Source organism: Paenibacillus sp. FSL P2-0173 (assembly GCF_038008045.1).
In the GTDB taxonomy this organism is placed as follows: Bacteria; Bacillota; Bacilli; order Paenibacillales; family Paenibacillaceae; genus Paenibacillus; species Paenibacillus polymyxa_B.
Window position 1 is genome coordinate 1,197,229 of sequence record NZ_JBBOYK010000002.1, and the last position, 25,383, is coordinate 1,222,611.

Below are 25,383 nucleotides of genomic sequence, written 5' to 3' on the forward strand. Positions count from 1 at the left end.
AAAATGCTTATTTATTGCACGTAAAATGTGCCGAACAACTGCTCCATCACGTCGGTAAGCTTCACGTTCCATTGCAGGAACACTTGATCCGGCTCCGGTTTGATGACTGGCGCATCGCCGTAGTAAGCCGGGTCGAGAATGACATCGTAGCCATCTGCTTCGATGACGTTGCTCAGCGACAGCTGTGCCAGGTATTCTTTGATCGCACCGATAAGCGCCAGACGACCTTCCACCGTGTTGTTGATTTTGCCAATGTAAGTCTCTTCGGCTGCACGCTGCAAGTCAGCATTAATAGCATCCATGACACGGATGGAACGAATTTTCTTCCATGCATTGTTTTGTCCAGCAGCCGGGTTCACCAAGCTGTTGATGCCACGCAGCGCTTTGACCTGACGACCGTCAAAGAACAACAGGAAGACACCATTACGGACTGCCTGCTCCTGCTCGGAACGTGTCCAGCGACGGGTCACATCCTCAAAAGGCGTAACCGCATACGTCGCCGATTGATTCAGACGTTGGCCTGCAATCAGCCCGGCTACATAAGCAGCCGTTTGGGCGGAACTGTAGTCCGTACCTGCCAGACGTACGCCTGTACCGACGTTCACGATACCTTCATGGTTCAGCGCCAGGGAACGTGCAGAGGCCAAGCTGACGGCTGTTTTGGACACATCATCTGCCGCAGAACCGCCGAATACAGCGATTACGCCTTTACCTTCGTTGCGGACACGCTTGATCCAGGCAGCAAAGCTTTGCAGCAATGCCAGATCAGCTGCATAATCCAGGGCCAAGACATTAAATTCCTGTCCTTCAAGTGCCTCCTGCATCGCGATGTAATCGGCATTAACCAGCTTGCTATTGCCGCTGTTGCCGCCAGTGAGGTGTACGCCGCTGACATCCACCGGAATGCCGCCGTCGCCAACAACCTCGGCCTTCACCCATACGTTTTCGCTGTTCTCGTTCATGGCCTTGGCAATAGAGGCTGCTGTACCGTCACTGCCTTTGTACGTGCCGAGTAGCTTGGTTCCTTCATAGAGGCGCACCTCACGAGCTTGGTCATCACCCAAAGTTGGCTGTACAGTTACAGCGAAACCATTACCGCGGCTACCTGTGTACAAAGCCTTCAGGCGCAGCACATCCGCCGGGGTCGCACCGCCGCTTTTCAGCGTCACAGATGCTTCAGCAGCTGTATCATCTGCCAAACGGTAGGCTAGAAGCTTTTTCGGACCCCCCAGCAAAGCCAGATACAGCGTCGAATACGCGGTCGCACCGTCCAGACTGTCACCGGAAAAGATTTGGCTGATTGCCGTTTCACTGCCGATCTCTACAAACTCACGTACAGGGCCCCAATTCGCCTTAACGGGTACAACGACCGTACCACGCGACCCACCTTGAATTGCTGAAGCTGCTGCTGCCTGAAAATTCATATACAAACCCGGTAATACCGGTTTATTCGTGTTTTCCCATGTTCCGCCTGCCATAATTAGTCCACCTTCGCTTTCATAAATTGTTCGATTTTAGTGTGTGCTTCTGCTACCGTAAACAGCTTGTCCTGTGTGCCAAAAAAGGCGCCTGCCAGCACTTCTTCTTTCACGGAAAACAATTGTTCTGCGTGCTCCTTTAGCTCCTCCAGCGTATAGCGGGGGCCGCTTGCTTCCTGCCCGGCATATACCGGGGCCTTCTCATGGTTTTCCAAGGTCACTCGGACCACCTCATTTCAAAATAGGATGAATTTCCACTCTGCGAATCAACGCCGCTTCCTCGGCTGGGCGCATTCGCCGCTGTACTAGCATCAGTCGAAGCTGACCGTCTAAAATGGCATCTGCCTGCAAATCAGCTGAAGCTTCAGCTGTAGACATATAACGGCCCTTGTCCTGATCAAGAGGAAGCTGGATTTGAGCGGCAAAGCCCTCGATCAGTGCGGAAGCTGCGCGGTTTTCTTCAGTGGTGTCTGGGGCGGTAATATGCCCGATGAACCGTTTGCGCAGCTCATACATGGAGGCTCCCGCCATCCTAGTTTCGCAGCCGCTCATCCGCCATAGTACCGCGTGCCGGCCCGGCTGTGCTGGCCATGCGTCGGCGTATACCGACCACGTTTCGCCCAGTTGCTTCCGCGTCCAGCGGACCAGCGCGGCCAGCCACTCTTCCGGCTGTGTAGCACCGTTTGCTGGAACGGCCGAACCACCTTCCGTCTCAGGCACATACACGCCAAAACGCAGCGTTCTATAGGCCTTGCCCGTAACAGTGTCCAGCTTTTCTGCATCCCGCACACCCAAATAGTGCGCGGTAAAAGCCGATGTATCCTCACCTGCACCTGTCACTGGTTCCCGGTGCAGCCCGGCAATCAGGGCATTCGCCCATACATCAGCCTGCGCCAGCCCGGCTTGTCCTGCGTACAGCTTGATGCGAACAACCTGCCGATAGCCGGCCCAGGAAGACTTCCAAATTTCCTCGCCCAGCGCCATAACAGCATACAGCTCCTCTGCCGTCTGCGACGGTGGCTGAACATCGTATACACGCCCTTGCAGCGCTGGAATAATTTCAATGAGCTTTTGCTTAAAGGCTTGTCTCATCCTGCGGCATGCCACCTTTGCGTCCCCTGCGTTCGCATGTTGTGGCTATTCAGCCAGGCTTTTTTCCACTTTCGCGTTCTCATCCGGCGCAGCCTCGTACTCATGCATTGCAGCATCCCTTGCTTAGGCAACACGACTCCTCCTTTCTGTACAACGAATTCCCGGGAACCGACAGAGACGATCACCGCATGAAAAAACCGGCCCTAATGGCCGGCTAACGTTTGACTGTGTGTGTCTTCGGTATGTCCTCTTGTCTTGATTCCCGATGATATAATCTTACACCCTAATAACGAATGCGTTGCCGGGGAAATGGACGATAAAAGCAGAGACTAGGGATGATGTTGGGAGGTTTTTAGAGAACATATGTTCCTATTATAAAAAAAGACCTTGATCCCTGTTATTACAGGAAATCAAGGCCTTTTAGGAAACCATTTTAAAATAGAAATGAGAACAAGTGGATAATTATTACATTAACCCAGTTTTCGATCCGCGCCCTTCTGCAAGCCTGCCAAATTTAAAACGCCTTGGTCCGCCAGTGCAAGTGCCATTTTGTAAAAAGCACGCGTACGAAGCTTCGTGTACGTATCCTTGCTGACCGGAGGGTCCAGTACGTAATTGTAAACCTTGTAATCAAACACATCGTCATCCTTTAAATAACGTTCACGGATGAGCAGCTGTTCGCGTTCATTCAAGCGACTCACTACGGCATCCACCATTTCGCAGTAGGCCAAGCGGGCGGCAGGAGCATCTACATTATATACGGCTGTCCGGGCCGTTGGATCGCTTGTCACATTCGTTGGGCCGTTCGGGCGATCCGTATAGCCAGCCGTAATAAAGCTCTCCCGATCCATAAAAGTAATCGTTTTATAAATTCGGTATTTCTCAAACACACCCTCCAATGCATTCTGCGTTTTGCGACGGTCCAATTCGGGTAAGTTATTTCTCATGTAAAGCAACACTCCTTATCTTATGCCTTTTGACAATGATGTATTTTTAAATGAGGATTTTGCACTTCGGAGCAACTGGTATCGAATTTTGCAAATCCTGAAATAGAAAAACGCTCGTGTTTACATTGTGTTCCCTTTTTGTTCGTATCTTGAGTATAACATAACATTATTTAGGATAGGTATCCATCGTCAAAAAAAGCAGTATAGCTCCAAAAACAGGATATTCACTTCATTTTCCTATGCCTTTTGGCATATTACGTGCTTTTACTATTTACCTAATGGTATAATAAAACTAATATCTATGATTCTCTTGCAGAAAGGAGCCCCCATTGTGGAACAGCCAGCATTCGGAACTTACTTAAAGCAGCAGCGTGAGCACAAACAATGGAGCATCAACCAGTTGGCAGATGCTGCAGGTATTAGCAATTCACAAATTTCCCGCATTGAAAATGGACTGCGCGGAATCCCCAAACCCTCCACTCTCCGCAAAATAGCGGACGCGCTTAGCGTATCCTATACCGAAATGATGAAGGCCGCCGGATATTGGGGAGACGATGATTCAATGGAGCAAAGTCCACATGAACTTTATCGTTCTACTGTGCCGGAATGGGCAACCTCCAAAGACCGCCGGGATTTTAAAAAAATGCTGGAGGAAGACGACGAATTAATGTTCGATGGCATTCCGCTGGATGAAAAAGACCGTCAACGGATCAAGGACGTGCTGACAGGTCTGTTCTGGGAAGCCAAGCAGATGAACAAACATAAAAAGCCCAAAGAGCCCCAAGCGGGCAAAGATCAGGGATAGTAGGTGAGCGTATGAACGAACTCATTCACAAACTTGTCCGAAAATACCGTACCAACTGCCCCTTCGATATTGCGAAAGCTTTGGGTATCCATATCCGATACTGCGATCTAGGCCCCACAACCAAAGGGCTGTATTACCACAAGCTGCGTAGAAGATTTATCGTTATCCACAATGGCCTCACACCCGAATGGGAACGGTTCGTCTGTGCGCATGAATTGGGACATGACCGACTGCATAAAGGCATTAGCCGCTTTTTTATGGAGGAGCACTCCTACTTTTCCCCAGGAAAATTTGAACAGCAGGCCAATCGGTTTGCCGTGCTTTTGCTGAGTGAGGGAAAACCGCCACTAGCTGACGAAACGTTGGATCACTATTTACCCCGGATCGGGCTGCCCAAAGAGACTGCCCTTTTTTTTGACCATAAATCAGAACATTAGTTCCTATTCTATAAGTTGCTGTTTATTACTTCCTCTACAATATAGGTAACTAGACGGTGGATTTAACAACCGATATCTCAAAAAATTTTAGTGCTTTGATATAAAATAGAAGTTATTTTTACAATCATCTGATAAAATGTGGTCGTAAGCGGTTTCTCTAATTCATTCATTTTATGGGAGGTTGAAGGAACAACATGAACTCATGGAAAAAACTCTCGTCGATCCTGACGACTGCCGCGCTTCTACTTGGTTGTCTCGGTACAGCAGCAGCAGACCCAGCAACCAATGTGGGAACAGCGGGAACGGCAACGGCTCCAGTCAGCGGTAAACACATCACCATCCTACATACGAACGATACCCATGCCCACGTGGTCGCGAACGACAAGGAAATGGGATTCGCCAAGCTGGCGGGTATCATTGATCAGTATCGGGCTTCCAATCCCAATACGCTGCTGCTAGATGACGGGGATACCGTTCATGGAACGACCTTCGCTACTTTGGTTAACGGCGAGAGCATTGTGAAAGTGATTAACAAGCTGCGTTATGATGCTATGGTTCCGGGTAACCACGAGTTTAATTATGGTTGGAAGCATCTTGTTGAGCTAAGTAAGGAGATTCAGTTCCCTGTGCTCAGCGCCAATATTAAACAAACAGACGGAACACGTTTGTTCAAACCCTATGTTATTAAAGAAGTGGACGGCGTTAAAATTGGTATTATCGGTTTGACTACGCCAGAAACAGCATATAAGACTAATCCCAAAAATGTTGAGGGTATTCAATTCACCGACCCTGCGGCTGAGGCCAAAGCGGCTGTTGATGAAATCCGCAGCAAAGTAGATGTCGTTGTTGTTCTTGGTCACCTGGGGCAGGATGCGTCTAGTAAGGACACCAGCCTCAAGGTTGTTAAGGAAGTGCCTGGCATTGATATTTTCATCGATGGACACAGCCATACCGTACTGGAAAAAGGCTTGATTAGTGACAATGGTACATTGATCGCTAGCGCAGGTGAATACACCAAGTATCTGGGTGTTGTGGACTTATGGGTCGACGGCGGTAAGGTTACGCAAAAGCAAGCCAAGCTGATTGATTCGACTCAAGCAGTCGACGTTCAGCCCGACGCTGAGATTGCTGCATTGATCGCCTCCATTCAAAAGGACCAGGAACCTATTCTTAAAGAGGTTGTAACGCAAACGAGTGTGGATCTGGAAGGAGCACGCGAAAAGGTACGTGCAAGTGAAACCAATCTCGGTGACCTGCTCACCGATGCTATGCGTGATGTTTCAGGAGCAGACGTGGCTTTAACGAATGGTGGCGGCATCCGGGCTTCTATCAAGACGGGGACAGTAACCAAGGGAGACATCATCACTGTGCTGCCCTTCGGCAACCAGATCGTTACCCTGAAAGTGAAGGGCTCTGACATTCAGGCCGCACTGGAAAATGGTACAGCCTCCTATCCAGAGCCAAGCGGAGGTTTCCCACAAGTATCAGGTATCTCGTTCAAAATAGACACATCAGCAGCCAAAGGGAGCCGTGTTCATTCCATCCTGATCGGCGGGAAGACACTTGATCCTGAGGCAACATACACACTGGCCACCAATGATTTTACTGCCGTAGGTGGTGACCAATATACGATGTTCGCTAAATATCCACAGGCAGGTATGTTCGGCTCGCTTGACGAAGCGTTAATTCGCTACATGCAAAAGGTGGGCTCCGCTAGCCTGCAAGTACAAGCGGACGGTCGCATTCAAGAAGCCAAGGCTGATGGTAAAACTTCTGTCCCTGCCACACAAGCTGCGCCATCTGCTTCAACGGCAACACCCGCACCTGTGCAGGAAAAGCCGCAATCCGTCCCTACACCGGCTGCGAAACCAGCACCCGCAAAACCGGCACCGGCAAAGTCTCAAACAGCCAAGCCACAGCAGACATCCGCCTCTGCACAAGTTACAAATAGCCATGTATATGTTGTGAAATCCGGGGATACGCTGTATGACATTTCCCGCAAACATGGTACCACCTGGCAACAGCTTCAGCAGTTGAATAAGTTGAAGAATCCTCACCGCATTTATCCGGGACAAAAGTTAGACCTCCCGGCCTAATTCAATAGCTAGCAAAAACAGCGTCCGGAATCCTAGTGGTTTCGGATGCTGCTGTATGTCAGGCGTTTTTAGATATGCGATAGTCCAAGCTCATTTGGACATCGCATATTTTTTTTAAAAGCAAACCTTTTAACCGCTGACAAGTTGTGAACCGAGAGGTATGATGGAGAAGAGTCATTCGGGCAGAGAACATTCGTCCCGATATCCATCGGGATCAGTTATATGTGTGGAAGGAGTCCAGAAATGCAATACATTATTTACGATCTTGAATTTACTGTTAGCCGTAACGCCAGATATTCCTCCGAAATCATTGATATCGGTGCCGTCAAAGTTGTTCAGGGAGACGATGGCCTATACGTTGCGGATACGTTTCACAGTTTTGTAAGGCCCTCGAATCGGCCTGTACTCTCTACAGATACCGTTCAGTTCACGGGTATTACTCAACGAGACATTGATGCCGCCCCACTATTCCCTGAAGCTGTGAAGCAATTCATAGCCTGGCTCGGTACGGATTCCCCTTATTATTTATGCGCATGGGGCCCGGATGACCGTCAGAAGCTGGTATCCCATTGTCGTACCCATCATGTAGATCTCGGATGGATTCATAATACAAATGATATACAGAAGCAGATTTCCCGTCTGTTTAGTTCCAATGGAAAGTACCGTCAGTTGAGCCTGTCTCAGGCGCTGGAATTGTGCAACATTGACTTTGACGGTCAACAACACCGGGCACTGGATGATGCCGTGAACACCGCACAGGTTTTCATGTACCATTTTGATCGTATTACATTAGTTCATAATGCTGCTGACGATGAGGAAAGCCGCGGCTCGAAGCTCGTCTACTCCTCACCAGAAGAAGAACAGGAGCAGTACAGTCCTTTTGGCAATCTCGCCAACCTGTTTAAAGACCGTTAAACGGATAGCTCCCCGGCCCGTTCCGGGGGATCTCCCCCTGTTATTCTTGATTTCCTGCCTTTTTATCGAAATAGAATGCCCCCCAGGTCCGCAGCATTTCTTGCATTCGTTTGCGGTACCGTAAAGGCTCCAGGATCTCGGCCTCAGCTCCATAGGAAGTGAGCCAATCCAAAAATTCACGGTCATGATTGACCGTCACCTCAAACAACAAACTTCCATCCGGCAAATCCTTAAGAAAAGGCTTGATGAACAGCTCCTCTTCTTTGACCCGATATACAGACTCGGCAGAAAAACGTACCACAAACCGGATATTCTGATTTCCTTTGGTCACCGACCAGGTCCCTTTAAAAAACATTTCCATTTCAGTTGTATTTTTTTGAAACGTATACGGCAAAATTCTCATGTTCCGAAAGCGGCTGATCCGAAAGGTTCTCATAGCGGAGTGCTTGTGACAAAAACCAAGCATATAGAATCGCCGATCCTGCGGAACCAAACAATAAGGATCTACCTGAACTAGGGATACATTTTCATTTTGAGGCGAGCTGTACTCCGCTTCAATCGTCTGCTGCGTAAGACTCGCCAAAACAATCAGCCTGAGCAGATAGGGCTGGTTTTCCCGATCAAGTGTCGAGCCGAGCCGGATGATATTTTTCATTTCCTGCGCGAAGCTCGTCTGGTCCATCTTTTTTTTCTGACTAGAGGCCATCACTTTCTCATAAGCACTTTCAAAAGCTGGCGGTAAAAGAGGCTTTACCGTTTCCATAATCTCTCCCAGCTTGGTAAAAGCCTCTACCTCTTCTTCCGTCCAATTCAGAGGATACAAAGCAAAATTACTAATAAAAATGTACCCTTTGCCATGCCCCATATTCGTAATCGGAATATGCATAGCGCTTAACGCCTCCATATCCCGGTATATAGTACGTTCTGATGTTTCACAACGTTCGGCAAGCTCTCTTGCCAATATCCCCGGATTTGCCTGAACAATAGTAATAATCCGCATTAAACGTATCAACCGATCAGTCAAGGAAGTCTCTCCTTTACAAAAAGATAGTAAATTAGACTCACTATATTACACAAATAAACTAGCATAATTGCCTATCTTAAAATATCATTTTCAGTAAAATGAACATCTCCTACCGATATTGCTTTATTAAAAATGACCTTAGAACTATACGCTGTGAATGAGACAAAAGTACCACTCCATTTATTGCGTATGGCCAGAATTAACTCGGCTTCCTGCAGGTAGTCCATGTCATCGCTTCTTGCTGCAAGTATAAGTAATTCATCTGCTTGTCTGGTAAGGATGAACGCCCCTCGCTCATATTCCCCTTTCTCGTACATACGCAATGCTTTTTTTACAATAGGGGACGTCTCATTCAGCTTTATGTATTTTTCCACCTTCGGGTTGGATGGAATGCTCAGCAGACCAAGATGATGCGTGAAATGGATATAGAGCTGGTCTGTCCGGATCAGCGTTCGCTTTTCCTGCGATGGCTTGCGCCAGCTCCACTCCATCATTCCAATCGTATGTCTTCCGGACGAGTGAGCCGGTATAGAAAACGTTAAAATAGCCTGTCTATATTTTCCCCGCCGTACATCACCACAGTGAACAAACATGCTATCTCCGTTTTCTGAGCGTTTAAAACCGAGCCTCACCCCTTCAGCTTTTAATAGACTTACCCCGTTTTCTGGAATGAACTGGAGTTGAAGGTCACATCCCGCTGCTTTCGGTATTAGATTTCCTTTTCTTTTACGTATAGCTCCATAGCCCCATTCTATCAGTAGATTTACTTGTTTGGACCCATTCGCAGATATAGACTCTTTGTCCCATGTGCACGTTACATTGAGCATTGACTTCACCACTGGTAAATTCCCCCTAAAAGAACATGTAACTCTAAATTAACAGTGTTATCTGACACTATATTGTCAGGGAACGTATGTTTGATTGTGAAAATTATACATGGGAATCTTTATGAAGGGGGACCTAGTTTGGTAAATAACATTTTAAACCATTTTAATTACATAAATGCGCAAAAATAGCCCGGCATATGCCGGGCTATATTATAGTCTACTTCTATATTTATACTTATGAGATTGTAGTTTCTGTTAAAGAAACTTTCGTTTTTGTGCAAATATCAGATATAGGAGCAAAAGTAGTGCTATCTACAACGAGATCCTTTGATAACGGCTTTCCATTTACAGTGATTTTTAAAGTTTTATAGTTTTGTTCTCTCTCATTCATCTTGCAAAATCTCCTTCTATATCAATTTTTAATATATTTCAGTTCATATATTCAACTTAAGCCCTGATCAGGTGCGGATCGTTCTTTACTCGTATGCTGGAAAAAATGCCGGAATGTTGCCGCTTCCTTGATATACCCGTTTTAAGGTACACTTAAACTAATATATCGACTTTTTTTGAGAACATTTTCTCCGTATTTGTCGTCCATTTATTCTAAAATCTGCATCCGAATCGTTATATTATACGTAACCATGTCATATGGGTAATGATCCGTATCACCTAACATCTTGGTTTATCAAAAGGGGGAACATCTCTTGGCACGACCAACTTGTCGTTTTGCTTTGTACCGCCGCATTGTCTGCGCTGCTATAGCACTTTTGTTTATTTTTGGGATAACTCGTGTACCCGAAGTACATGCTGCTTATTGGGATGATGTGTACCAAGGCTTCGAGCAATTTTCGCGGTTGCCCGGTGATGTGTATCAGCTCAAGGAAAGCTACCGACAAACACAGGAGGATCTGGAGGAGGCCCGTAACAGCTTAGAGGCCTATCAGGAGCAAAACGCCCAATTACTGGAGCAAAACCGCAAGCTGACTGACACTGTCACAGAATTAAAAAATTTTCAAACCCAGCGCGATCAGGCTTCACACCGAAATAAAATGCTCATCATCACAGCTATAATTCTGCTGGCCGGTTATTTTATCGGTATCCGACTGTTGCGTTACGGGATGCGTCGACGTTCGGGAAGGTACTAACTGTCTGAAAGGATGAAAGGTCTGAATGGACATACAAGCAGGACAACACCATGATGAAAGCGTCGGTTCGGTCGTAACGCTCGATCTGGCGGAAGGAGAAAAGCTGCATGTTCTGCATCCGCAGCAAATCATCGCATACCGCGGACCCAGCTCAGGCCGTAGTGATAAACTGATGAATATTAAGGGCATGTATCGCAAACACAAACTGATTCAAGCCGATTTCACAGGAGCTTGTCGCCTAATTGCCGCACTTCCGCCTGGCTTTAGTCTAAAAATGATTAAGCTTGAAGGGAGCGATGATCTGTTATACGATTTTCGCAACCTGTTCTGGTACAGCTCCGGTATCCAAATGCGTACCAAGCTGCTAAGCATGAAAAACATGTTGTTTAGCCGCGATGTTATAAAAATGAAATTCGATGGTGTTGGTCAAATCGGTCTTTTGACGCAGGGATTGGTATGTCAAGAACAGCTTCATCCCACAGAGCCGATATATGTGGATGCAAGCAGCGTCATTGCCTATCCCGAAAACGCTAAACTAGAGTTGACCGTGTACGGCAACCATCTGGCCAGCCAGCATATGAACTATCATTTTAAAATGACCGGACAGGGTTCCGTACTATTTCATGCTGGGGAACATCATCGGCGCCTTCAACAGGATATGAACGACGATGGCGTGATCAAGCGATTTTTACGGGAAGTCATTCCATTTGGTGGAGTGTTTATCAAATAGCCCTGCCATGCTATAATGACAATGCTATAGCCGTCTGTCCTCATGGCAGATACTAATGGAGAAAATCCATGCGTCATGCATGGGAGAGGTTCGCGAACTCCCTCTATAAAAAACTAACGATGCTTTGTCCTCCGCAAGAAAAATGAATTTGCGGGGCAAGGCCTGTTTTTTGTTGAAGTCGGTTCAAGAACTCTCCTTCTTCCAAGTGACAAGACTCCATGTCTTGCACCATTCCAAGAAGATCGAGAGGTTTTTTTATGTTTGCAAACGAAAAAGCAGTCGTCGTATTCAGCGGCGGCCAAGACAGCACAACCTGTTTATTCTGGGCAAAAAAACATTTTGCTGAAGTAGAAACCGTGACGTTCGATTACGGTCAACGCCACAAGCAGGAAATCGAAGTAGCCGCTGGAATTGCCCGCGAGCTGGGTGTTCCGCAAACGGTACTGGATATGAGCCTGCTTAATCAACTAGCCCCTAATGCCCTCACACGCACCGACATTGACATTACTCAACAGGAAGGCGAACTGCCTAGCACCTTTGTAGACGGTCGTAACCTACTGTTCCTGAGCTTCGCGGGAGTTCTCGCCAAGCAAAAAGGAGCGCGCCACTTGATTACAGGCGTTTGTGAGACGGATTTCAGCGGCTATCCCGATTGCCGGGATTCCTTTATCAAATCGCTGAACGTCACACTGAACCTTTCGATGGACTATCCCTTTGTGATTCATACCCCGCTCATGTGGTTGAACAAGGCCGAAACCTGGCACATGGCCGATGAGCTGAAAGCTTTTGAATTTGTAAGAACACGTACACTAACGTGCTATAACGGCGTCATTGGCGATGGCTGTGGCGAATGCCCTGCTTGCAAACTTCGCCGTGCTGGACTCGAGCAGTATCTCGCGGTGCGCGGAGCTTCATCCCAAGGAGTTGAAGGTCATGCGTGAGCCAGGTACTTTTCGCATTGTCGACAAGCTCCAGCAGTTCGGGACAGACATTGAGCACTCTCAGCTGCGTTATCACCGCAAACGTGTACTAGTCAGCAAACAATTTACATTCGATGCAGCACATCATTTGCACTGCTACGAAGGCAAATGCAAAAATCTGCACGGACATACCTATATCGTCGTGTTTGGCATAAGCGGTATACCGGGCGAAACGGGTCTAACGCTGGATTTTGGTGACATCAAAACGATCTGGAAAGAGCGGCTTGAGCCTTTTCTGGACCACCGTTACTTGAATGAGACGCTTCCTCCAATGAATACAACGGCGGAAAATATGGTCGTCTGGATCTTTGAACAAATGGAGTCAGCCTTGACCTCGGATGCATACTGCAACCGTGTCGAAGGTGGACGTACCGAGTTTGTACGGTTGTTCGAGACACCTACCAGCTACGCCGAGTTCCGACGGGAGTGGATGCTCGATGAGTAATACCGTGACGACTCACCAACCCATGACAGCCTCCCACGGCACCAAACTAGCCCCTATTCCCGTACTAGAGGTGTTTGGTCCCACCGTTCAGGGCGAAGGTATGGTCATTGGTCGTAAAACGATGTTTGTTCGCACCGCAGGCTGCGATTACCATTGCTCGTGGTGCGACTCCGCCTTTACCTGGGACGGCAGCGCCAAGGACCAGATCCGTCGTCTGAGTGCCACTGACATTTGGCAGGAGCTGAAGGCCATCGGTGGCGAACGGTTTTCGCATGTGACACTTTCTGGAGGCAATCCTGCTCTGCTACCGCAGATTGGGGAGCTAATCACCCTGCTGCGCAGCCAAGGCATTGCCACCGCTGTCGAAACACAAGGCTCCCGTTGGCAGGAATGGCTATACGATATCGATGAGGTAACCCTATCCCCGAAGCCGCCCAGCTCTGGTATGACGACCAACTGGGACGTGCTGGATGATATCGTCGCCCGTCTATCGAACCGGAAGATGGCTAGTGAGTCCCGAGCTACGTCCAACGTCCCAACCGCACCAGGCTTGAAGGAACCCGCTAATGAATCTGCGCGGCTCTATACCGGAGCTTGCAGCTTGAAGGTCGTCATCTTCGATGACACCGATCTTGCCTATGCCCGCATCGTTCACGAGCGCTATCCACACGTACCGCTGTTCCTCCAGACGGGTAATCCAGATGTGAACACGGAGAACACCGGACAGATTGCGGAGTCCCTACTCCATCGTTATGAATGGCTTATCGACCGTGTCATGGACGATTCCCGACTAAACGACGTAAGAGTACTCCCGCAGCTCCACACCCTCGTATGGGGCAATAAACGCGGCGTATAACACTTATATGTAATATATTCCGTATGGGCTGTATGTGATACACAAGATACGCCAAATTAGTCGAAGTACACCCTCGACACCCAAGTTACAAAACAAGAGAAACCCTCGTCCGTAAGGACGGGGTTCTCAACAAGCTCGCTCCTTTTATAAAGGAGCGAGCACTATTCACTTCTGCCCCAACCTACAGGTAAACGGGTAGGGACTTTATGGTGGTGACGGCGGTCGGCAGCGAAGCGGAGGATTTGAAGCTGGAGAAGCGATAGCGTTCTCCTTTGAAATGGGATTCTAACCTATATCTTTCATCTTATCAGAAAGAATCCCATTTCAACAGCGATCGGAAGCTCAAATCCTTCGCGGAGCGACCTCCCCATCATCATAACTCCCTCTCTCTTTTACCAAACTAAACTTAAGGAGCCCCATCCAATGACCGGAAGAACACCCGAAGAAATGACCGACGTTACCCTGCTTGGCAATCAAGGTACACAATACACGTTTGCCTATGATCCCGCCATTCTCGAAAGTTTTGATAATAAACATCCGTATCGGGATTATTTTGTAAAGTTCAATTGCCCGGAGTTCACCAGCCTGTGCCCGATTACAGGACAGCCTGATTTTGCAACCATCTACATCAGCTACATTCCCGATATTAAAATGGTAGAAAGCAAGTCCCTTAAGCTGTATCTGTTCAGCTTCCGTAACCACGGCGATTTCCATGAAGATTGCGTCAATATCATCATGAATGACTTAATTAAGCTGATGGACCCTCGCTACATTGAAGTATGGGGCAAATTCACGCCACGCGGCGGCATCTCTATCGACCCTTACACCAACTACGGCAAGCCAGGAACGAAGTACGAACAGATAGCGGAGCACCGCATGATGAACCATGATATGTACCCGGAAAAGATCGATAACCGTTAAGCTAATAACTCTTCTGACATAGCGTAAATATCAAGGGGTTGTCCTAAAGTCATCAAATGACAAGGGACAGCCCCTTGGTTGTACTGAAAGGATGCTGTGCATGCTCGTGGCGTTACACATCCAGATCAAATCTTGATTTTTTATATTCATACGGTGTTTTACCCATAACTTCTCTAAAAGCTTTTCTGAAAGATTTCTCGTTTGGAAACCCCACCTCGTAAGAAATTTCTGTAAGTGACTTATTGGTTGAATCCAGTAAATCGATCGCCTTCTCCAAACAAAGAATTTGCTTGTATTCGGTAAACGTCTGGCCTGTATATTCATGAAACATTCGCGACAAATAAGCCTCCGAATAACCGCAGATACGGGCCGTTTTGGCCAGGCTAATATTTTCAGTATAATGCTCTTTAATAAAGTCCATGATTGTCTTTATCTTTCGTTGCTTTTCACTAAATACTTCCGGTGGAATGTCTGTTGCTTGACTAAAATGATTGACAAGCAAATATTTCAGTTCAATAATTCGGCTTTGCTCTAAAATGTAGTCGTATTTGCTTTTGGAAATATGTAGATCATATATATCCATAAACAATCCTCTTAATTTAGAGATTATAGTATCTTCAACTTGTTTCTCTTGCGTGTTTAATTGGATGATTACTTGTTCATTGGCAAAGAAAGTGTCTGGAAATTGCAGCACAATGACTTGGTTCTCCGTAATGCTCTGCGTGGAATGCGGGACATTGCTGTTAATGAATAGCGCATCCTTTTCCATCAAAATAGTTATTTTTCCTTCATGCCACACCTTTAGACTTCCACTTGTACAGTAGATCAACTCCATATTGCTGTGAAAATGCATAGGAATGACTCTTTCTGTATCTCTGGATTGGAACATAAAAAGGTTAATCATTTTTTTTCTGTCTATTTCGATATGTTCATATATTTTTTTCATCACTACACCTCATCAGCCAGCCATGAGTGATCCATCTGTATTCTATATTAAGCAATAAACTCTTATACTAATACTCATACTATACCGATAGTAAAATGCCCGGACAAGCAGAATCTATTCAACGGACCAAAATAAAAAAGAAGGCAGTTCTTCCCGTAAACGGGATAATGAACAGCCTTCCTTAGCCTACTTGCAACTCGGCAAGCAAAAAAATGTTAACCTACACATTCCTGCAACTGATACATTCTAACTTCACCTACATTGTCTCCTGCCTCAAGCAATACATTGCGTTGGTCTGCATCTTCTATGAAATAACGCAGGGAAAACACTTCTTCACCCTCGTTAACAAATATTTCCAAGCTTGAGCTTTCAATGAATATTTGCATTTCTGCAAGCTTATTATTTAATGTTGCTTTTCTGTACTCCCTCTCGCCAGTCAACCAGTTTGTTCTCCAAACTGTCAGACTATTTTGTTCCCAATCATAGTCAAATTGCACAGCATCCCTAATGATCATTTTAAAGTTTTCTGTGAGTAAGGAAAAATGAACAATGAGCTCCGTTTGTGTAGAAGGCAGTAACCACTCACTGTTATTTTGAATTTCCCCTTTGTAATGCATGTCATCAAGTCTTAACAATTGTAATTCCGGCAATGGTTTCTGGTACAACACACCGTTCATCAATACCACTTCTCTAGGAAGAGTCAATGCATGAATCCAGCCCTCCTGAATGGTCGGGACAGCCCTCTCCGCTTCTTCATTCATGGCGCTCATCCATCCGAACATAATGGTTCTGTCATTAACCTTAAATGATTGTGGCGCGTAAAAATCAAATCCTCGATCAAGCTCTTTAAAATCGGAAAGGTTGCCGTTAAATTTGCCTGTATTCGATAATTTGCCAACAATATAACCCGATTGATTAGGATTTTTATAATATTCGCCTCTCTCCGGTAAACCCTGAGGAGAGAAAACAAAAACATCATTTTCGGCAAAATGAAGTACATCTGGACATTCCCACATATATCCAAATTGATGATCGTGATCAACAAATGATCCTTGGCATTCCCATTCGGACAAATTTTTAGATTTGTAGATAAGCGTATCTCCAGTCAAATCTTCTCTCTGAGCACCAACAATCAACCACCAGTTCCCGTGTTGGTCTCTCCATACTTTCGGATCTCGAACATGCCGGGTATAACCTTTGGGGTGCTCAAACAAGGGACCTATTTTTTGGAAATACTCGCCATCCTCCGAAATCGCGGCGCATTGATAGCTTTCTTTTACTCCATCATCTCGGATTACATTTCCTGTATAAAACAGATACAGCTTTTCATTATGAACAATGCCTCCGCCCGAATAAATGCCATCCTTGTCATACCATTCTGAAGGCTCCAGCGCGACACTTTTCCTTTGCCAGTGCACCAGATCGCTAGAAACAACATGGCCCCAGCATTTATTTTTATGCTCCGTTCCTTTTGGATTCCACTGATAGAACACATGATATTGATGATTGAAATAGGCAAGTCCATTAGGGTCATTGAGCAAACCGTAAGGAGGAGTAATATGATATTTCAGGTTATACGCGTCGCTTTTATTCATGCTCATCCTCCGGTAAAAAAACAAAACTAAAACTCAGCAAAATTTCCTGCGAGCTTGACCCGATATAAATATCAAATTCGCCGGGTTCACTTTTGTATTGCATTTCACGATCATAAAATTTAAGCATCTCTTCATGAATTGAAAATTCGACATTTTGGGTCTCGCCACTTTGCAAAAAAACTTTTTTAAAGTCTTTTAATTCTTTCACTGGTCTTGCAACACTTGCAAATTTATCGCGAATATATAATTGGATCGTTTCCTTTCCATCATAAATTCCAGTGTTGGTGACAGAAATACAGATATCAACTGACTCATTTTTTTTCATTTCTTTTTGGCTAACTGTTAATAGGCTGTATTCAAATGAGGTATAGGATTTACCATAGCCAAACGGATACAAGGGTTCATTCACTTCATCAATATATCGGGATGCAAACCGATAAGAACCATTTTCCTTTAAATTTGGTCTTCCTGTATTCAACTCATTGTAGGATATCGGAATTTGTCCAACGCTTCGTGGAAAGGTCATGGCTAATTTCCCCGATGGATTGACTTCCCCATACAGTATATTGGCCAGTGCTTCTCCGCCCATCGTTCCTGGATACCAGGCTTGAACAATAGCGTCAACTTTTCCGGCTACTTCGGTAAGAATCAAAGGTCTTCCGCTATAAACGATCAGAACCATCTTTTTGCCCAGTAAACTTAATTCATGGAGCAGTTTCATTTGCGGCTTAGGAAGCGTCGGGTTCGTTCGCGATCCCCCTTCTCCGCTCTGATAAATACTTTCTCCCAAGGCGAGTACAATGACATCCGCTTCGTTAGCATTCCGGATCGCTTCGTGCAGCAGGGCCTCCTCATCGACTGTTTCAGCAGCCAGCTTGTCCGCATATTTGCCTAGGGCTTCTCTCGCATTAGCGGGGAGCATATACGCCCCTTTGCAAACCGAGAGATTGCCGGGATCAACATGCTTTAATAATCCCATTTTCAAATTGACGGTATCCGCCTCATCCCCCTTAATGGCCCACATGCCCAGGGTAGAGTTTTCATCTGCGTAAGGGCCGATTAAAGCTACTTTGGTATGTTTAGACAATGGCAGTAGTTGATTTTCATTTTTCAGCAAGACTACGGATTCTTCAGCCAAGGACAGCGCGGCTTTTTTATGTTCATCTGACAGAATACTGTTTCTCGACCGCTGAACGGTTTCCTGTAATCCGCGGAACGGGTCCTCAAAAAGCCCCAAATCATTTTTTAGCTTTAAAACACGGTATACAGCCTCATTCAAAAGCTCCAGCATATGCTCGTCATCCGATACTACTTTCTCCAATTGATTGGCATATATCGCTGTCTTCATATCCACATCAACACCAGCCAATAACGAAATCCTTGCGGCTGAAGCCTCGTCTTCAGCATAACCGTGCATGATCAGTTCTTCTATAGCGGCGTAATCCGAGATCAACACACCATTAAAGTTCATTTCTCGTCTTAGCACGTCGCGGTTAAGCCACTCGTTTCCTGTCGCAGGGACGCCGTTCAAGGTATTAAAGGCCGTCATAACAAGCTTTGCCCCCGCCTCGATTGCAGCTTGATACCCTGGCAAATAATATTCTCGCAGCGTATGCTCCGACATATCCACGGCGTTATACTCACGTCCAGCGACAGGTGCCCCATAAGCGGCAAAATGCTTGACGCAAGCGGCAATTTTATTGGCTGGTATGATCCCTTCCAAGTTTCTTCCCTGTATCCCCTGAACCATGCTTTCAGCGTATTTCTTCGCTAGCAAAGTATCCTCTCCAGGCGATTCCATCACCCGCCCCCAACGGGGATCTCTAACGATATCTACCATGGGGGAAAAGGTCACGTGAACACCTTCGTCGTAACATTCCTGGGCAGCAATCGAACCCGCATGTTCTATTCCCTCATAATTCCAACTACATGCTTGTGCAATCGGAATCGGGAAGATAGTTCGATACCCATAGATAATATCTGCCATGAACAGCAGCGGAATTTTATGAATCGATTTTTCCAAATAATCCGTTTGCAACTGGATAATTTTTTCTGGGTTAGTGATGTTCAATATCGATCCTGTGTTATATATATTGTAGCCGGCGTTTAACCCTAATTTTTTTAAAGGCCCTGTCACAACAGTGTCTATATCCCCTTCAAAAAAATCACCGGTCAGTTGGATGAGCTGGCCTATTTTCTCTTCTATTGAAAGGCTGTCCAATTTCTTAAGTAGTGTGTTGTTGTCCATGATTCTCCCCACATCATTTTATTTGTTATCTGTTTTTTCTTTAAACCCAAAGATCCACGTTAGCGAAAATGCTACAGCAAAGCCGATTACACAAACTAAAATGTAAAGAAATATCTGATTGTTCAGGTACAATAACATTCCAGGTAGGGCTGTAATCGACATCCCCGTTGCTTGAATATTAAATATACGTGCGAAGAAACCACCAACCGCTCCTCCAATCAAGCCCATCATGAACGGTTTGCCATATCGAATGTTCACCCCAAAGATAGCGGGTTCTGTAATGCCCAACAACGCAGACAAGGTAGAAGGATAAGCAATGGATTTGGTTTTTACATTTTTAGATTTTAGACCAACAGCTAGCGCAGCACCCGCTTGTGCGCAAATCGACGCCGAACTGATCGGGTTCACCATATTCCAACCATTGCCCACTAACATCTGTATTTCAATCAGGTTTAAGGCATGGTGTAGTCCGGTAACTACAATAATCTGATTGATGCCACCGTAAATAAATCCGCCGATGCCGTATGGTAATTTCAAAATGGCGGTAACAGCCATTAATATTAAAGTTTCCACCTCGTGAAAAATGGGACCAATTACGAACAATCCCAGTACCAGTGTTATTAATAATGTTAGAAACGGTGTTAGAATTAAGTCCAATGCATCGGGGACTGACTTCCTGATCTTCTTCTCCAGCATCGCCCCCACGACACCTATTATGAAAGCAGGCAGAACCGAGCCCTGATAGCCTGCAATTTTAATGAATCCGAAAAACACTAGTGGTTCCTGAACTTTTTGGGCGACATCCCAGGATGTAGGCAACGAAGGACTCACTAACATTAATCCAATCAAAATCCCCAATAGTGGCGATCCACCAAACACCCGGAAGGCCGACCAACATACCAACACGGGTAAAAATGCAAAAGCCGTATCAGTCAATATTTGCGTAAACAATATGAAATTCGCAGAAATATGATCAGGTGTAAGTCCAAATAACTGAAGCAGTGCAGGCTGAGTTACTAAGCCTCTAACTCCCATGAATAATCCTGTAGCTACCAATGCGGGCATAATCGGAACAAATACATCCCCGAAAACTCGGATCATTCTTTTGAACCGATTATCATCTTGGGTGGAGGCCATTTCTTTCAAATCAGCTTTTGATGTAGCAGATATGCTTTGACCAACCATGGCATCGTATACTTTATTTACAGTACCGGTTCCAAAAATAATTTGATATTGCCCAGAGGTAAAGAAAACGCCTTTGGCCTTATCAATATTCTCAATAAATTCATCATCAATAATTTCTCTATCTTTTACAATCAGCCTCAGCCGTGTGGCACAATGTGCCATGGAAATAATATTGTCTTCTCCGCCAAGCCCTTTAATGACATCTTGGGCTATTTTAACGTATTCCTTTTCAAGACTCATCAGTCTCTTCCTTTCCTCTGTTCCTCTTAGTTAGTCTGAATCATTTAAAACTTTGATCAAATATGCTTCTTAAGAATATCATGACTGCGCTTTCAAACAGCGGGATTATTTTACTACATTAAGGTCAAATTTTGACCTTTTTATACTTTTGATTAATTATGATGAAACAATAAAGTGCACCCTAGAATACATACTGGAATAACCTTCTGGTTTATCCCCATGTATTTTAAAGGTGCACTTCAATTGTTGTATAGAGAGTTAATTACGTTTTACTTAGTGACTTTCAACTGAGCACTGTCAGCTGTATAGATAACCTTCACTTTATAATTGCTTGGTAAACCTACTGTTTCAATCGAAGAAAATGCTCCATTCCGTTTACCATAAGTTAAGATCGTAGCACCATTGGCCGGTACATATTTGTTAGAAAAATTCAGACGTAATTTTCCGTTGAGTATGGCTGTTCCCTTCATTTTGAGCACATCATTTTTACTGTGCAGGTTAAGCTCAAGTGTTCCCTTGGCAGATTGTCTGTAATTTCCGCCAATAATCAGCTTTCCAGAAGCATTTTTAAGAAGAGTTCCCCCGTTATTCGTAATTCCACCACTTCCGAAAGCCGTTTCCGAAGTTCCTTCCAGAGTACCTTGTTCGATCTGTGTACCGCCGGAATACGTATTGTTGCCCATTAGCTTCAACGTACCTGTTCCCTTTTTAGTCAGCTTTCCAACGCCGGAGATATTGTTGCGCCAGCGATCCAGTGCATTGAAACCGCCTTTGGAAGCGTCCATATTTACCGCAACATTATTGGTGAAAGCACCGTAGCCATCCGCGGCGGAAAACAGGTTCAATCGTCCCCATCCCTCAGCATCATCAAGTACAGGATAGCCGGAAGGAATCCCTGTAGTAGCCAAAACCCAACGACGTTGTGTGCTATCCAGGTAAGGCAAGCGTGTCTCCAACAGTACCTCAGCTCCCTTAGGCACTGTCATTGGCGTCGTAGTTGGATTAACCTGACTGAATCCGTATGTTAATCGTTGATTATAATTTTTTTTGTTTGTGGCATAATTGCTGAATCGATCTGGAGCTGTGCCTTTTTGAGACAGCAGTTGTTTACGAGCATCCTGATAAGCCGCTTTCTTCAAACTGCTATTGGCCGGATCAGACAGGATAGCAGCAGCCATCGCCGTTGCCATGACACGTCCTCCCATAACATCAAGCGGGGAGTGCATACCGGCAACAACACGGTTATTGCCCAGCTCCGAAGCTCGTGTCAGCAGTTCCTGATAACGCTCCGGCACGGCATAGGCCATAGCAATAGAACTGAGATATGCAGCATTGGTATGACCGCTAGGAAAGCCGCCATCGCTAGTAGCATCAGCTTTGAGAGCAGGAATAAGGCTCGGAACAACCACTGAGTTATCGCTCCAGCGAAACGGACGAGGATAGCTAAAGTAAGACTTAGCCGGGTTCGTCGTAGAGTATTCCCCGCGCAAGGTATTTACCAGATTTACGATGTTACCGAGATTGGAGCTTGTACTCCCTGCATTCGTTCCCTCATCTTCGTATTTCTTAGTCAGGGCATCTGCCGGAATGTCGTTGATCGTTGTCGTGGCACCTGCATTCTTTCGATATACATCAGTGAGCGAACCCAGACCGTCGATCACACTGTAGCTCTGGTTTCTGCGATCATCCAAATAAGCCGCATCAGCCTCACTAGAAGTGCGACGGGCAGCTATATCAATCACTTTTTGAATATTGGCGTCCAGCACGCTGCTGTTTAGCTTGGTACCTGTATCCCAAGTAGCGCCGGGAGTCCAAAGCTTATTAAATTCGGAGAGCAACCCGAGGGTCGGATTAGAGCTTTCCGTCTTATTGGCAGAACTATTATTTTTATAATGATCTACGAAATATCCCCACGATGGTTCTGTTGGAGTTACCGTTGTTGGTAGGGTTGCCGCACTCGCATAACTTCCACCCAGGGAACCTAGAAGTAATGGTAAAGATAGTAATGCAACTGATAATGGTTTCCTTAGCGATTTCATTCTCAAATCAGATCCTCTCTTCTCTTGTGCTCTTCGTACTTTCTCTACGGAGCTATTATCTAAATAACAAGATGTATGATATAAAGAATCATATCTTAAGTTTGTTAAATAAAGAGCTTAGTTTTGTTAAATGAAAAAAAGGCATCCCAAGAGCCGTATATACGACTCTGGAGATACCTTGTTCAAACCGTTATAGAAAACCAGCTACCCTACAGCCATACTTCTATGACTTTGCCATTCACGAAAGCTACCGCCTTGAAATAAAGACTACGGTTGCCGTATACCCAGGCTTCGACTTGAGTTCCGTTTGAAGCAGCCCCCTTTTCTCTGACTGTTGGGTTTCCCCATGCGAACTGCACCTGCGTCGTATTCATGCCCAAGCTTACCTCATTATTTTTAATCTTGTTCCAGATGGCTTGCGACCATTGGTATTTCTTGTACGGATCGTAAGTCAGAAATTGATCGGAATCAGACAGCATTTGTGGAATGCGTGAAGCTCCGATGATGGAATACGTGTCATAAGTTTCGCCATTGGCCCCCTGGAAAATAACTTCGTAAGATTTAACACCGTTCGGATCCGTGCTGACTTCGATATCTTTAACTGTTACCTTGCCAAATCGCTCTCCAGCGCTATAGAAGTTATTGACCCAATAGGTTTTGCCAATTAATTTGGACAGACTACCCAGATCAATGGCTCTGATAATTTTTGCCGTTTCTGGCGTCTCAATGACCAGCTTGGTAGCGCCCACAGATAATTCTCCTTGCTGGCGGTCACGATTCCATTTGAATCCGCCCAACTTCAGATCGGTCAGTAATGTTCCCGGGAATACAACCTGTCCGTTAACCGTTTGAACCTTGCCCTTCAGTGCAACAGGTTTACCATTCACCATCGCGGTGGAGCTCCCTTTTTGGAGTACGATATTGTTTTTACCCAGCTTGATCGTAAAGGTCTGGTTCGCCACGGTAACAGATCCACCCAGCGTCTTGAACACAGACTGCACAGGCAAATACACATTGCCGTTCAGTATAGCCGCCCCGGTCAAGGTTTGATCGGACGATACCTTTAGTGTAAAAGAAGATGGTATTCCTTCGGTCCGCAGAGCTACGGATGTGCTTCCAATGCCCCTTACTTTGAGTGTACCGGAACCATTCTGCTGTAGCTCGGCAACCTGCGGTTTCTCCACTTCAATCTCACTAGCTTCGGGATGACGTGTTAGTCGATAACCGTTCGAATACGTCTCTTGTACATTTAATTGAATCGTATCGCCGATGGCAGCCTCTTTGGAGGTCGTCAACAAGGACATACCCGTTAATGTAGGCAAGCTCAGCGCAGTCGTGATTCCGTCCTTATAGCCGACCCAAGAGCCATCCTTTAATTGTGCAAAAAGCTCGTCAGGCGAATCAACCAACCGTGCAACATTAGATAACCCGCTAAGCTGCACAGCTGGATATTTCTTCATTCGGTCATAGCTCCATACAGTCCCATCATGATGTACAGTAATCAAGACATGTGTACCTTTTTTCCATAAAATTGAAGCAATATCACTTCCCACTTCGCGCGGTGGTTCATTGGTCAGCATATCCAGCATCGTGACATGGCCATCTTCCTTAAGTACTGCAGCATACGCCGTACTCATTTTGATATCAAGCGCACCATCTACATGACCTATCTTGCGGGGCTTAGATTCTGCGTACCCTGTGGAATACCATACATCACCGGATCGAGTAAGAACCGTAAAATAGGTACTTACCTTATCACCATCTATAGCATCCGATATTCCCTCAACCTGTTCTCTTCCCCAGGAGATCGTCCCATCGGTTTTAATAGCCAAACCCTCACCTGTAATTTCTTTAACTCCTGAGGATTGAGCCGTCACTTTTGGGTCGGAGTTATCATCCCAGATGGCTACCTTCCCGTCCTCAGTCCAGCCATAATAACCTTGGCTCTCGTTTTTGCTGCCTGTAATGCCTTTCAAATTCAATTTCTCAATAACCGGGCCATCTATACTCTTTCTCCATAAAGAACCGTCATCCAGTATGTAGTTATTCCGGTCGATCACGTCTATAATTTTAGCGTTTTTCCAAGTGTTGTTCGTCGTTACATTTGCCGCTACTGCTGTTTCTCCAGTGTTTAACGTAGTTCCCACCACCGCTCCACATACCATGGATACTGCCAGCAAAATCTTCGCTGCTTTTCTCATCGTGGTTCCCCTTTTCTATCTATATTTCCATATCAGTATTTTGCATAATTCCATTCCCAACGCTCAAAAATATAATATATAGACGAACTGGATCACTTCGATCTCTATTTTGCTGATTTGAAAAGCGCTCTTGGGACTTATGCAAAATACTCACATATATATCGGTTTTGAGGATGATAAACGTTTGAATTTCGATGTACCATTTTAGAAACCAACTAAATCGAGTAATAA

General features: G+C 45.7%; 23 protein-coding genes and 1 riboswitch. Of the genes, 10 read left to right on the forward strand and 13 right to left on the reverse strand.

What is annotated here, in order from left to right:
- Nucleotides 1-11: 11 nt before the first annotated feature.
- From MKX30_RS15655 to MKX30_RS15670, 4 genes are all read right to left on the reverse strand, one after another.
- The gene (locus MKX30_RS15655; protein ID WP_160789420.1) at nt 12-1,478 is read right to left on the reverse strand and encodes a phage tail sheath family protein; all 1,467 of its coding nucleotides are present in this window, start codon (nt 1,476-1,478) and stop codon (nt 12-14) included.
- 2 nt (nt 1,479-1,480) lie between these two features.
- Nucleotides 1,481-1,699, reverse strand: coding sequence for a hypothetical protein (locus tag MKX30_RS15660; RefSeq protein WP_013309120.1), 219 nt, complete (start codon nt 1,697-1,699; stop codon nt 1,481-1,483).
- A 10-nt stretch (nt 1,700-1,709) separates the two neighbouring features.
- Nucleotides 1,710-2,570 (reverse strand): hypothetical protein, encoded by an 861-nt coding sequence (locus MKX30_RS15665; RefSeq protein ID WP_339201601.1) that lies wholly within the window; start codon nt 2,568-2,570, stop codon nt 1,710-1,712.
- Between the two features lie 470 nt (nt 2,571-3,040).
- The gene (locus MKX30_RS15670) at nt 3,041-3,517 is read right to left on the reverse strand and encodes an ArpU family phage packaging/lysis transcriptional regulator (RefSeq protein ID WP_013309118.1); all 477 of its coding nucleotides are present in this window, start codon (nt 3,515-3,517) and stop codon (nt 3,041-3,043) included.
- 331 nt (nt 3,518-3,848) lie between these two features.
- On the opposite strand from MKX30_RS15670, the gene MKX30_RS15675 reads away from it, so the two are divergent.
- From MKX30_RS15675 to MKX30_RS15690, 4 genes are all read left to right on the forward strand, one after another.
- Nucleotides 3,849-4,322: a helix-turn-helix domain-containing protein gene (locus tag MKX30_RS15675; protein ID WP_339201599.1), complete on the forward strand. Its 474-nt coding sequence runs from the start codon at nt 3,849-3,851 to the stop codon at nt 4,320-4,322.
- A gap of 11 nt (nt 4,323-4,333) precedes the next feature.
- A complete protein-coding gene (locus MKX30_RS15680; RefSeq protein WP_076264415.1) occupies nt 4,334-4,759 on the forward strand; it encodes an ImmA/IrrE family metallo-endopeptidase in 426 nt (141 codons plus the stop codon).
- Nucleotides 4,760-4,953: 194 nt separating this feature from the next.
- The gene (locus MKX30_RS15685) at nt 4,954-6,855 is read left to right on the forward strand and encodes a 5'-nucleotidase C-terminal domain-containing protein (RefSeq protein WP_053324815.1); all 1,902 of its coding nucleotides are present in this window, start codon (nt 4,954-4,956) and stop codon (nt 6,853-6,855) included.
- A gap of 243 nt (nt 6,856-7,098) precedes the next feature.
- Nucleotides 7,099-7,770 carry a 3'-5' exonuclease gene (locus tag MKX30_RS15690; protein WP_023987369.1) on the forward strand — a complete coding sequence of 224 codons (672 nt, stop codon included), beginning with the start codon at nt 7,099-7,101 and terminating at the stop codon, nt 7,768-7,770.
- Between the two features lie 40 nt (nt 7,771-7,810).
- Here MKX30_RS15690 and MKX30_RS15695 read toward each other — a convergent pair whose 3' ends face one another.
- The 3 genes from MKX30_RS15695 to MKX30_RS15705 all read right to left on the reverse strand — a co-directional run bounded on the left by MKX30_RS15695 (nt 7,811) and on the right by MKX30_RS15705 (nt 10,012).
- Nucleotides 7,811-8,794, reverse strand: coding sequence for a helix-turn-helix transcriptional regulator (locus MKX30_RS15695; RefSeq protein WP_023987368.1), 984 nt, complete (start codon nt 8,792-8,794; stop codon nt 7,811-7,813).
- A gap of 71 nt (nt 8,795-8,865) precedes the next feature.
- Nucleotides 8,866-9,633 (reverse strand): hypothetical protein, encoded by a 768-nt coding sequence (locus tag MKX30_RS15700; protein ID WP_069081218.1) that lies wholly within the window; start codon nt 9,631-9,633, stop codon nt 8,866-8,868.
- Between the two features lie 223 nt (nt 9,634-9,856).
- On the reverse strand, nt 9,857-10,012 hold the full coding sequence (locus tag MKX30_RS15705) for a hypothetical protein (protein WP_023987366.1): 156 nt from the start codon (nt 10,010-10,012) through the stop codon (nt 9,857-9,859).
- Between the two features lie 313 nt (nt 10,013-10,325).
- Between MKX30_RS15705 and MKX30_RS15710 the strand changes: the two genes are divergently transcribed.
- From MKX30_RS15710 to queF, 6 genes are all read left to right on the forward strand, one after another.
- A complete protein-coding gene (locus MKX30_RS15710; protein WP_341062974.1) occupies nt 10,326-10,766 on the forward strand; it encodes a hypothetical protein in 441 nt (146 codons plus the stop codon).
- A 25-nt stretch (nt 10,767-10,791) separates the two neighbouring features.
- The gene (locus MKX30_RS15715; protein WP_341062975.1) at nt 10,792-11,496 is read left to right on the forward strand and encodes an AIM24 family protein; all 705 of its coding nucleotides are present in this window, start codon (nt 10,792-10,794) and stop codon (nt 11,494-11,496) included.
- A gap of 79 nt (nt 11,497-11,575) precedes the next feature.
- Nucleotides 11,576-11,619, forward strand: a riboswitch (PreQ1 riboswitch).
- A gap of 134 nt (nt 11,620-11,753) precedes the next feature.
- Entirely contained in the window at nt 11,754-12,437 is a 684-nt protein-coding gene (queC, locus tag MKX30_RS15720; protein WP_013309109.1) for a 7-cyano-7-deazaguanine synthase QueC, read from the forward strand.
- On the forward strand, nt 12,430-12,921 hold the full coding sequence (queD, locus tag MKX30_RS15725; protein WP_053324813.1) for a 6-carboxytetrahydropterin synthase QueD: 492 nt from the start codon (nt 12,430-12,432) through the stop codon (nt 12,919-12,921). Before queC ends, queD begins: the two co-directional genes overlap by 8 nt.
- On the forward strand, nt 12,914-13,777 hold the full coding sequence (gene queE / locus MKX30_RS15730) for a 7-carboxy-7-deazaguanine synthase QueE (protein ID WP_028543154.1): 864 nt from the start codon (nt 12,914-12,916) through the stop codon (nt 13,775-13,777). Before queD ends, queE begins: the two co-directional genes overlap by 8 nt.
- Before the next feature lie 423 nt (nt 13,778-14,200).
- Complete coding sequence (queF, locus tag MKX30_RS15735; RefSeq protein WP_013309106.1) at nt 14,201-14,698, forward strand: preQ(1) synthase; 498 nt, start codon at nt 14,201-14,203, stop codon at nt 14,696-14,698.
- Nucleotides 14,699-14,810: 112 nt separating this feature from the next.
- Here the strand turns inward: queF and MKX30_RS15740 are convergent, their stop codons facing one another.
- From MKX30_RS15740 to MKX30_RS15765, 6 genes are all read right to left on the reverse strand, one after another.
- Nucleotides 14,811-15,644, reverse strand: a complete 834-nt coding sequence (locus MKX30_RS15740) for a helix-turn-helix domain-containing protein (protein WP_023987362.1) — start codon at nt 15,642-15,644, stop codon at nt 14,811-14,813.
- 215 nt (nt 15,645-15,859) lie between these two features.
- The gene (locus MKX30_RS15745; RefSeq protein WP_023987361.1) at nt 15,860-17,239 is read right to left on the reverse strand and encodes a glycoside hydrolase family 32 protein; all 1,380 of its coding nucleotides are present in this window, start codon (nt 17,237-17,239) and stop codon (nt 15,860-15,862) included.
- Nucleotides 17,232-19,487 carry a beta-glucosidase BglX gene (bglX, locus tag MKX30_RS15750; RefSeq protein WP_341062976.1) on the reverse strand — a complete coding sequence of 752 codons (2,256 nt, stop codon included), beginning with the start codon at nt 19,485-19,487 and terminating at the stop codon, nt 17,232-17,234. Before bglX ends, MKX30_RS15745 begins: the two co-directional genes overlap by 8 nt.
- An 18-nt stretch (nt 19,488-19,505) precedes the next feature.
- Nucleotides 19,506-20,912 carry a sucrose-specific PTS transporter subunit IIBC gene (locus MKX30_RS15755; protein WP_076264421.1) on the reverse strand — a complete coding sequence of 469 codons (1,407 nt, stop codon included), beginning with the start codon at nt 20,910-20,912 and terminating at the stop codon, nt 19,506-19,508.
- A 269-nt stretch (nt 20,913-21,181) separates the two neighbouring features.
- Nucleotides 21,182-22,951, reverse strand: a complete 1,770-nt coding sequence (locus tag MKX30_RS15760; protein ID WP_075153864.1) for an acid phosphatase — start codon at nt 22,949-22,951, stop codon at nt 21,182-21,184.
- Between the two features lie 209 nt (nt 22,952-23,160).
- The gene (locus MKX30_RS15765) at nt 23,161-25,152 is read right to left on the reverse strand and encodes a copper amine oxidase N-terminal domain-containing protein (protein ID WP_028543158.1); all 1,992 of its coding nucleotides are present in this window, start codon (nt 25,150-25,152) and stop codon (nt 23,161-23,163) included.
- Between the last annotated feature and the right edge of the window lie 231 nt (nt 25,153-25,383).

Excerpts from the sequence above, each read along its gene's own strand:
- MKX30_RS15685 (WP_053324815.1), top strand. The coding sequence starts at position 4,954 with ATGAACTCATGGAAAAAACTCTCGTCGATCCTGACGACTGCCGCGCTT.
- queF (WP_013309106.1), top strand. The coding sequence starts at position 14,201 with ATGACCGGAAGAACACCCGAAGAAATGACCGACGTTACCCTGCTTGGC.
- MKX30_RS15705 (WP_023987366.1), bottom strand. The coding sequence starts at position 10,012 with ATGAATGAGAGAGAACAAAACTATAAAACTTTAAAAATCACTGTAAAT.
- MKX30_RS15740 (WP_023987362.1), bottom strand. The coding sequence starts at position 15,644 with ATGAAAAAAATATATGAACATATCGAAATAGACAGAAAAAAAATGATT.
- MKX30_RS15765 (WP_028543158.1), bottom strand. The coding sequence starts at position 25,152 with ATGAGAAAAGCAGCGAAGATTTTGCTGGCAGTATCCATGGTATGTGGA.
- MKX30_RS15655 (WP_160789420.1), bottom strand. The coding sequence starts at position 1,478 with ATGGCAGGCGGAACATGGGAAAACACGAATAAACCGGTATTACCGGGT.
- queE (WP_028543154.1), top strand. The coding sequence starts at position 12,914 with ATGAGTAATACCGTGACGACTCACCAACCCATGACAGCCTCCCACGGC.
- MKX30_RS15755 (WP_076264421.1), bottom strand. The coding sequence starts at position 20,912 with ATGAGTCTTGAAAAGGAATACGTTAAAATAGCCCAAGATGTCATTAAA.
- MKX30_RS15760 (WP_075153864.1), bottom strand. The coding sequence starts at position 22,951 with ATGAAATCGCTAAGGAAACCATTATCAGTTGCATTACTATCTTTACCA.
- bglX (WP_341062976.1), bottom strand. The coding sequence starts at position 19,487 with ATGGACAACAACACACTACTTAAGAAATTGGACAGCCTTTCAATAGAA.
- MKX30_RS15715 (WP_341062975.1), top strand. The coding sequence starts at position 10,792 with ATGGACATACAAGCAGGACAACACCATGATGAAAGCGTCGGTTCGGTC.
- MKX30_RS15745 (WP_023987361.1), bottom strand. The coding sequence starts at position 17,239 with ATGAATAAAAGCGACGCGTATAACCTGAAATATCATATTACTCCTCCT.
- MKX30_RS15680 (WP_076264415.1), top strand. The coding sequence starts at position 4,334 with ATGAACGAACTCATTCACAAACTTGTCCGAAAATACCGTACCAACTGC.
- MKX30_RS15670 (WP_013309118.1), bottom strand. The coding sequence starts at position 3,517 with ATGAGAAATAACTTACCCGAATTGGACCGTCGCAAAACGCAGAATGCA.
- queD (WP_053324813.1), top strand. The coding sequence starts at position 12,430 with ATGCGTGAGCCAGGTACTTTTCGCATTGTCGACAAGCTCCAGCAGTTC.
- MKX30_RS15690 (WP_023987369.1), top strand. The coding sequence starts at position 7,099 with ATGCAATACATTATTTACGATCTTGAATTTACTGTTAGCCGTAACGCC.
- queC (WP_013309109.1), top strand. The coding sequence starts at position 11,754 with ATGTTTGCAAACGAAAAAGCAGTCGTCGTATTCAGCGGCGGCCAAGAC.
- MKX30_RS15665 (WP_339201601.1), bottom strand. The coding sequence starts at position 2,570 with ATGAGACAAGCCTTTAAGCAAAAGCTCATTGAAATTATTCCAGCGCTG.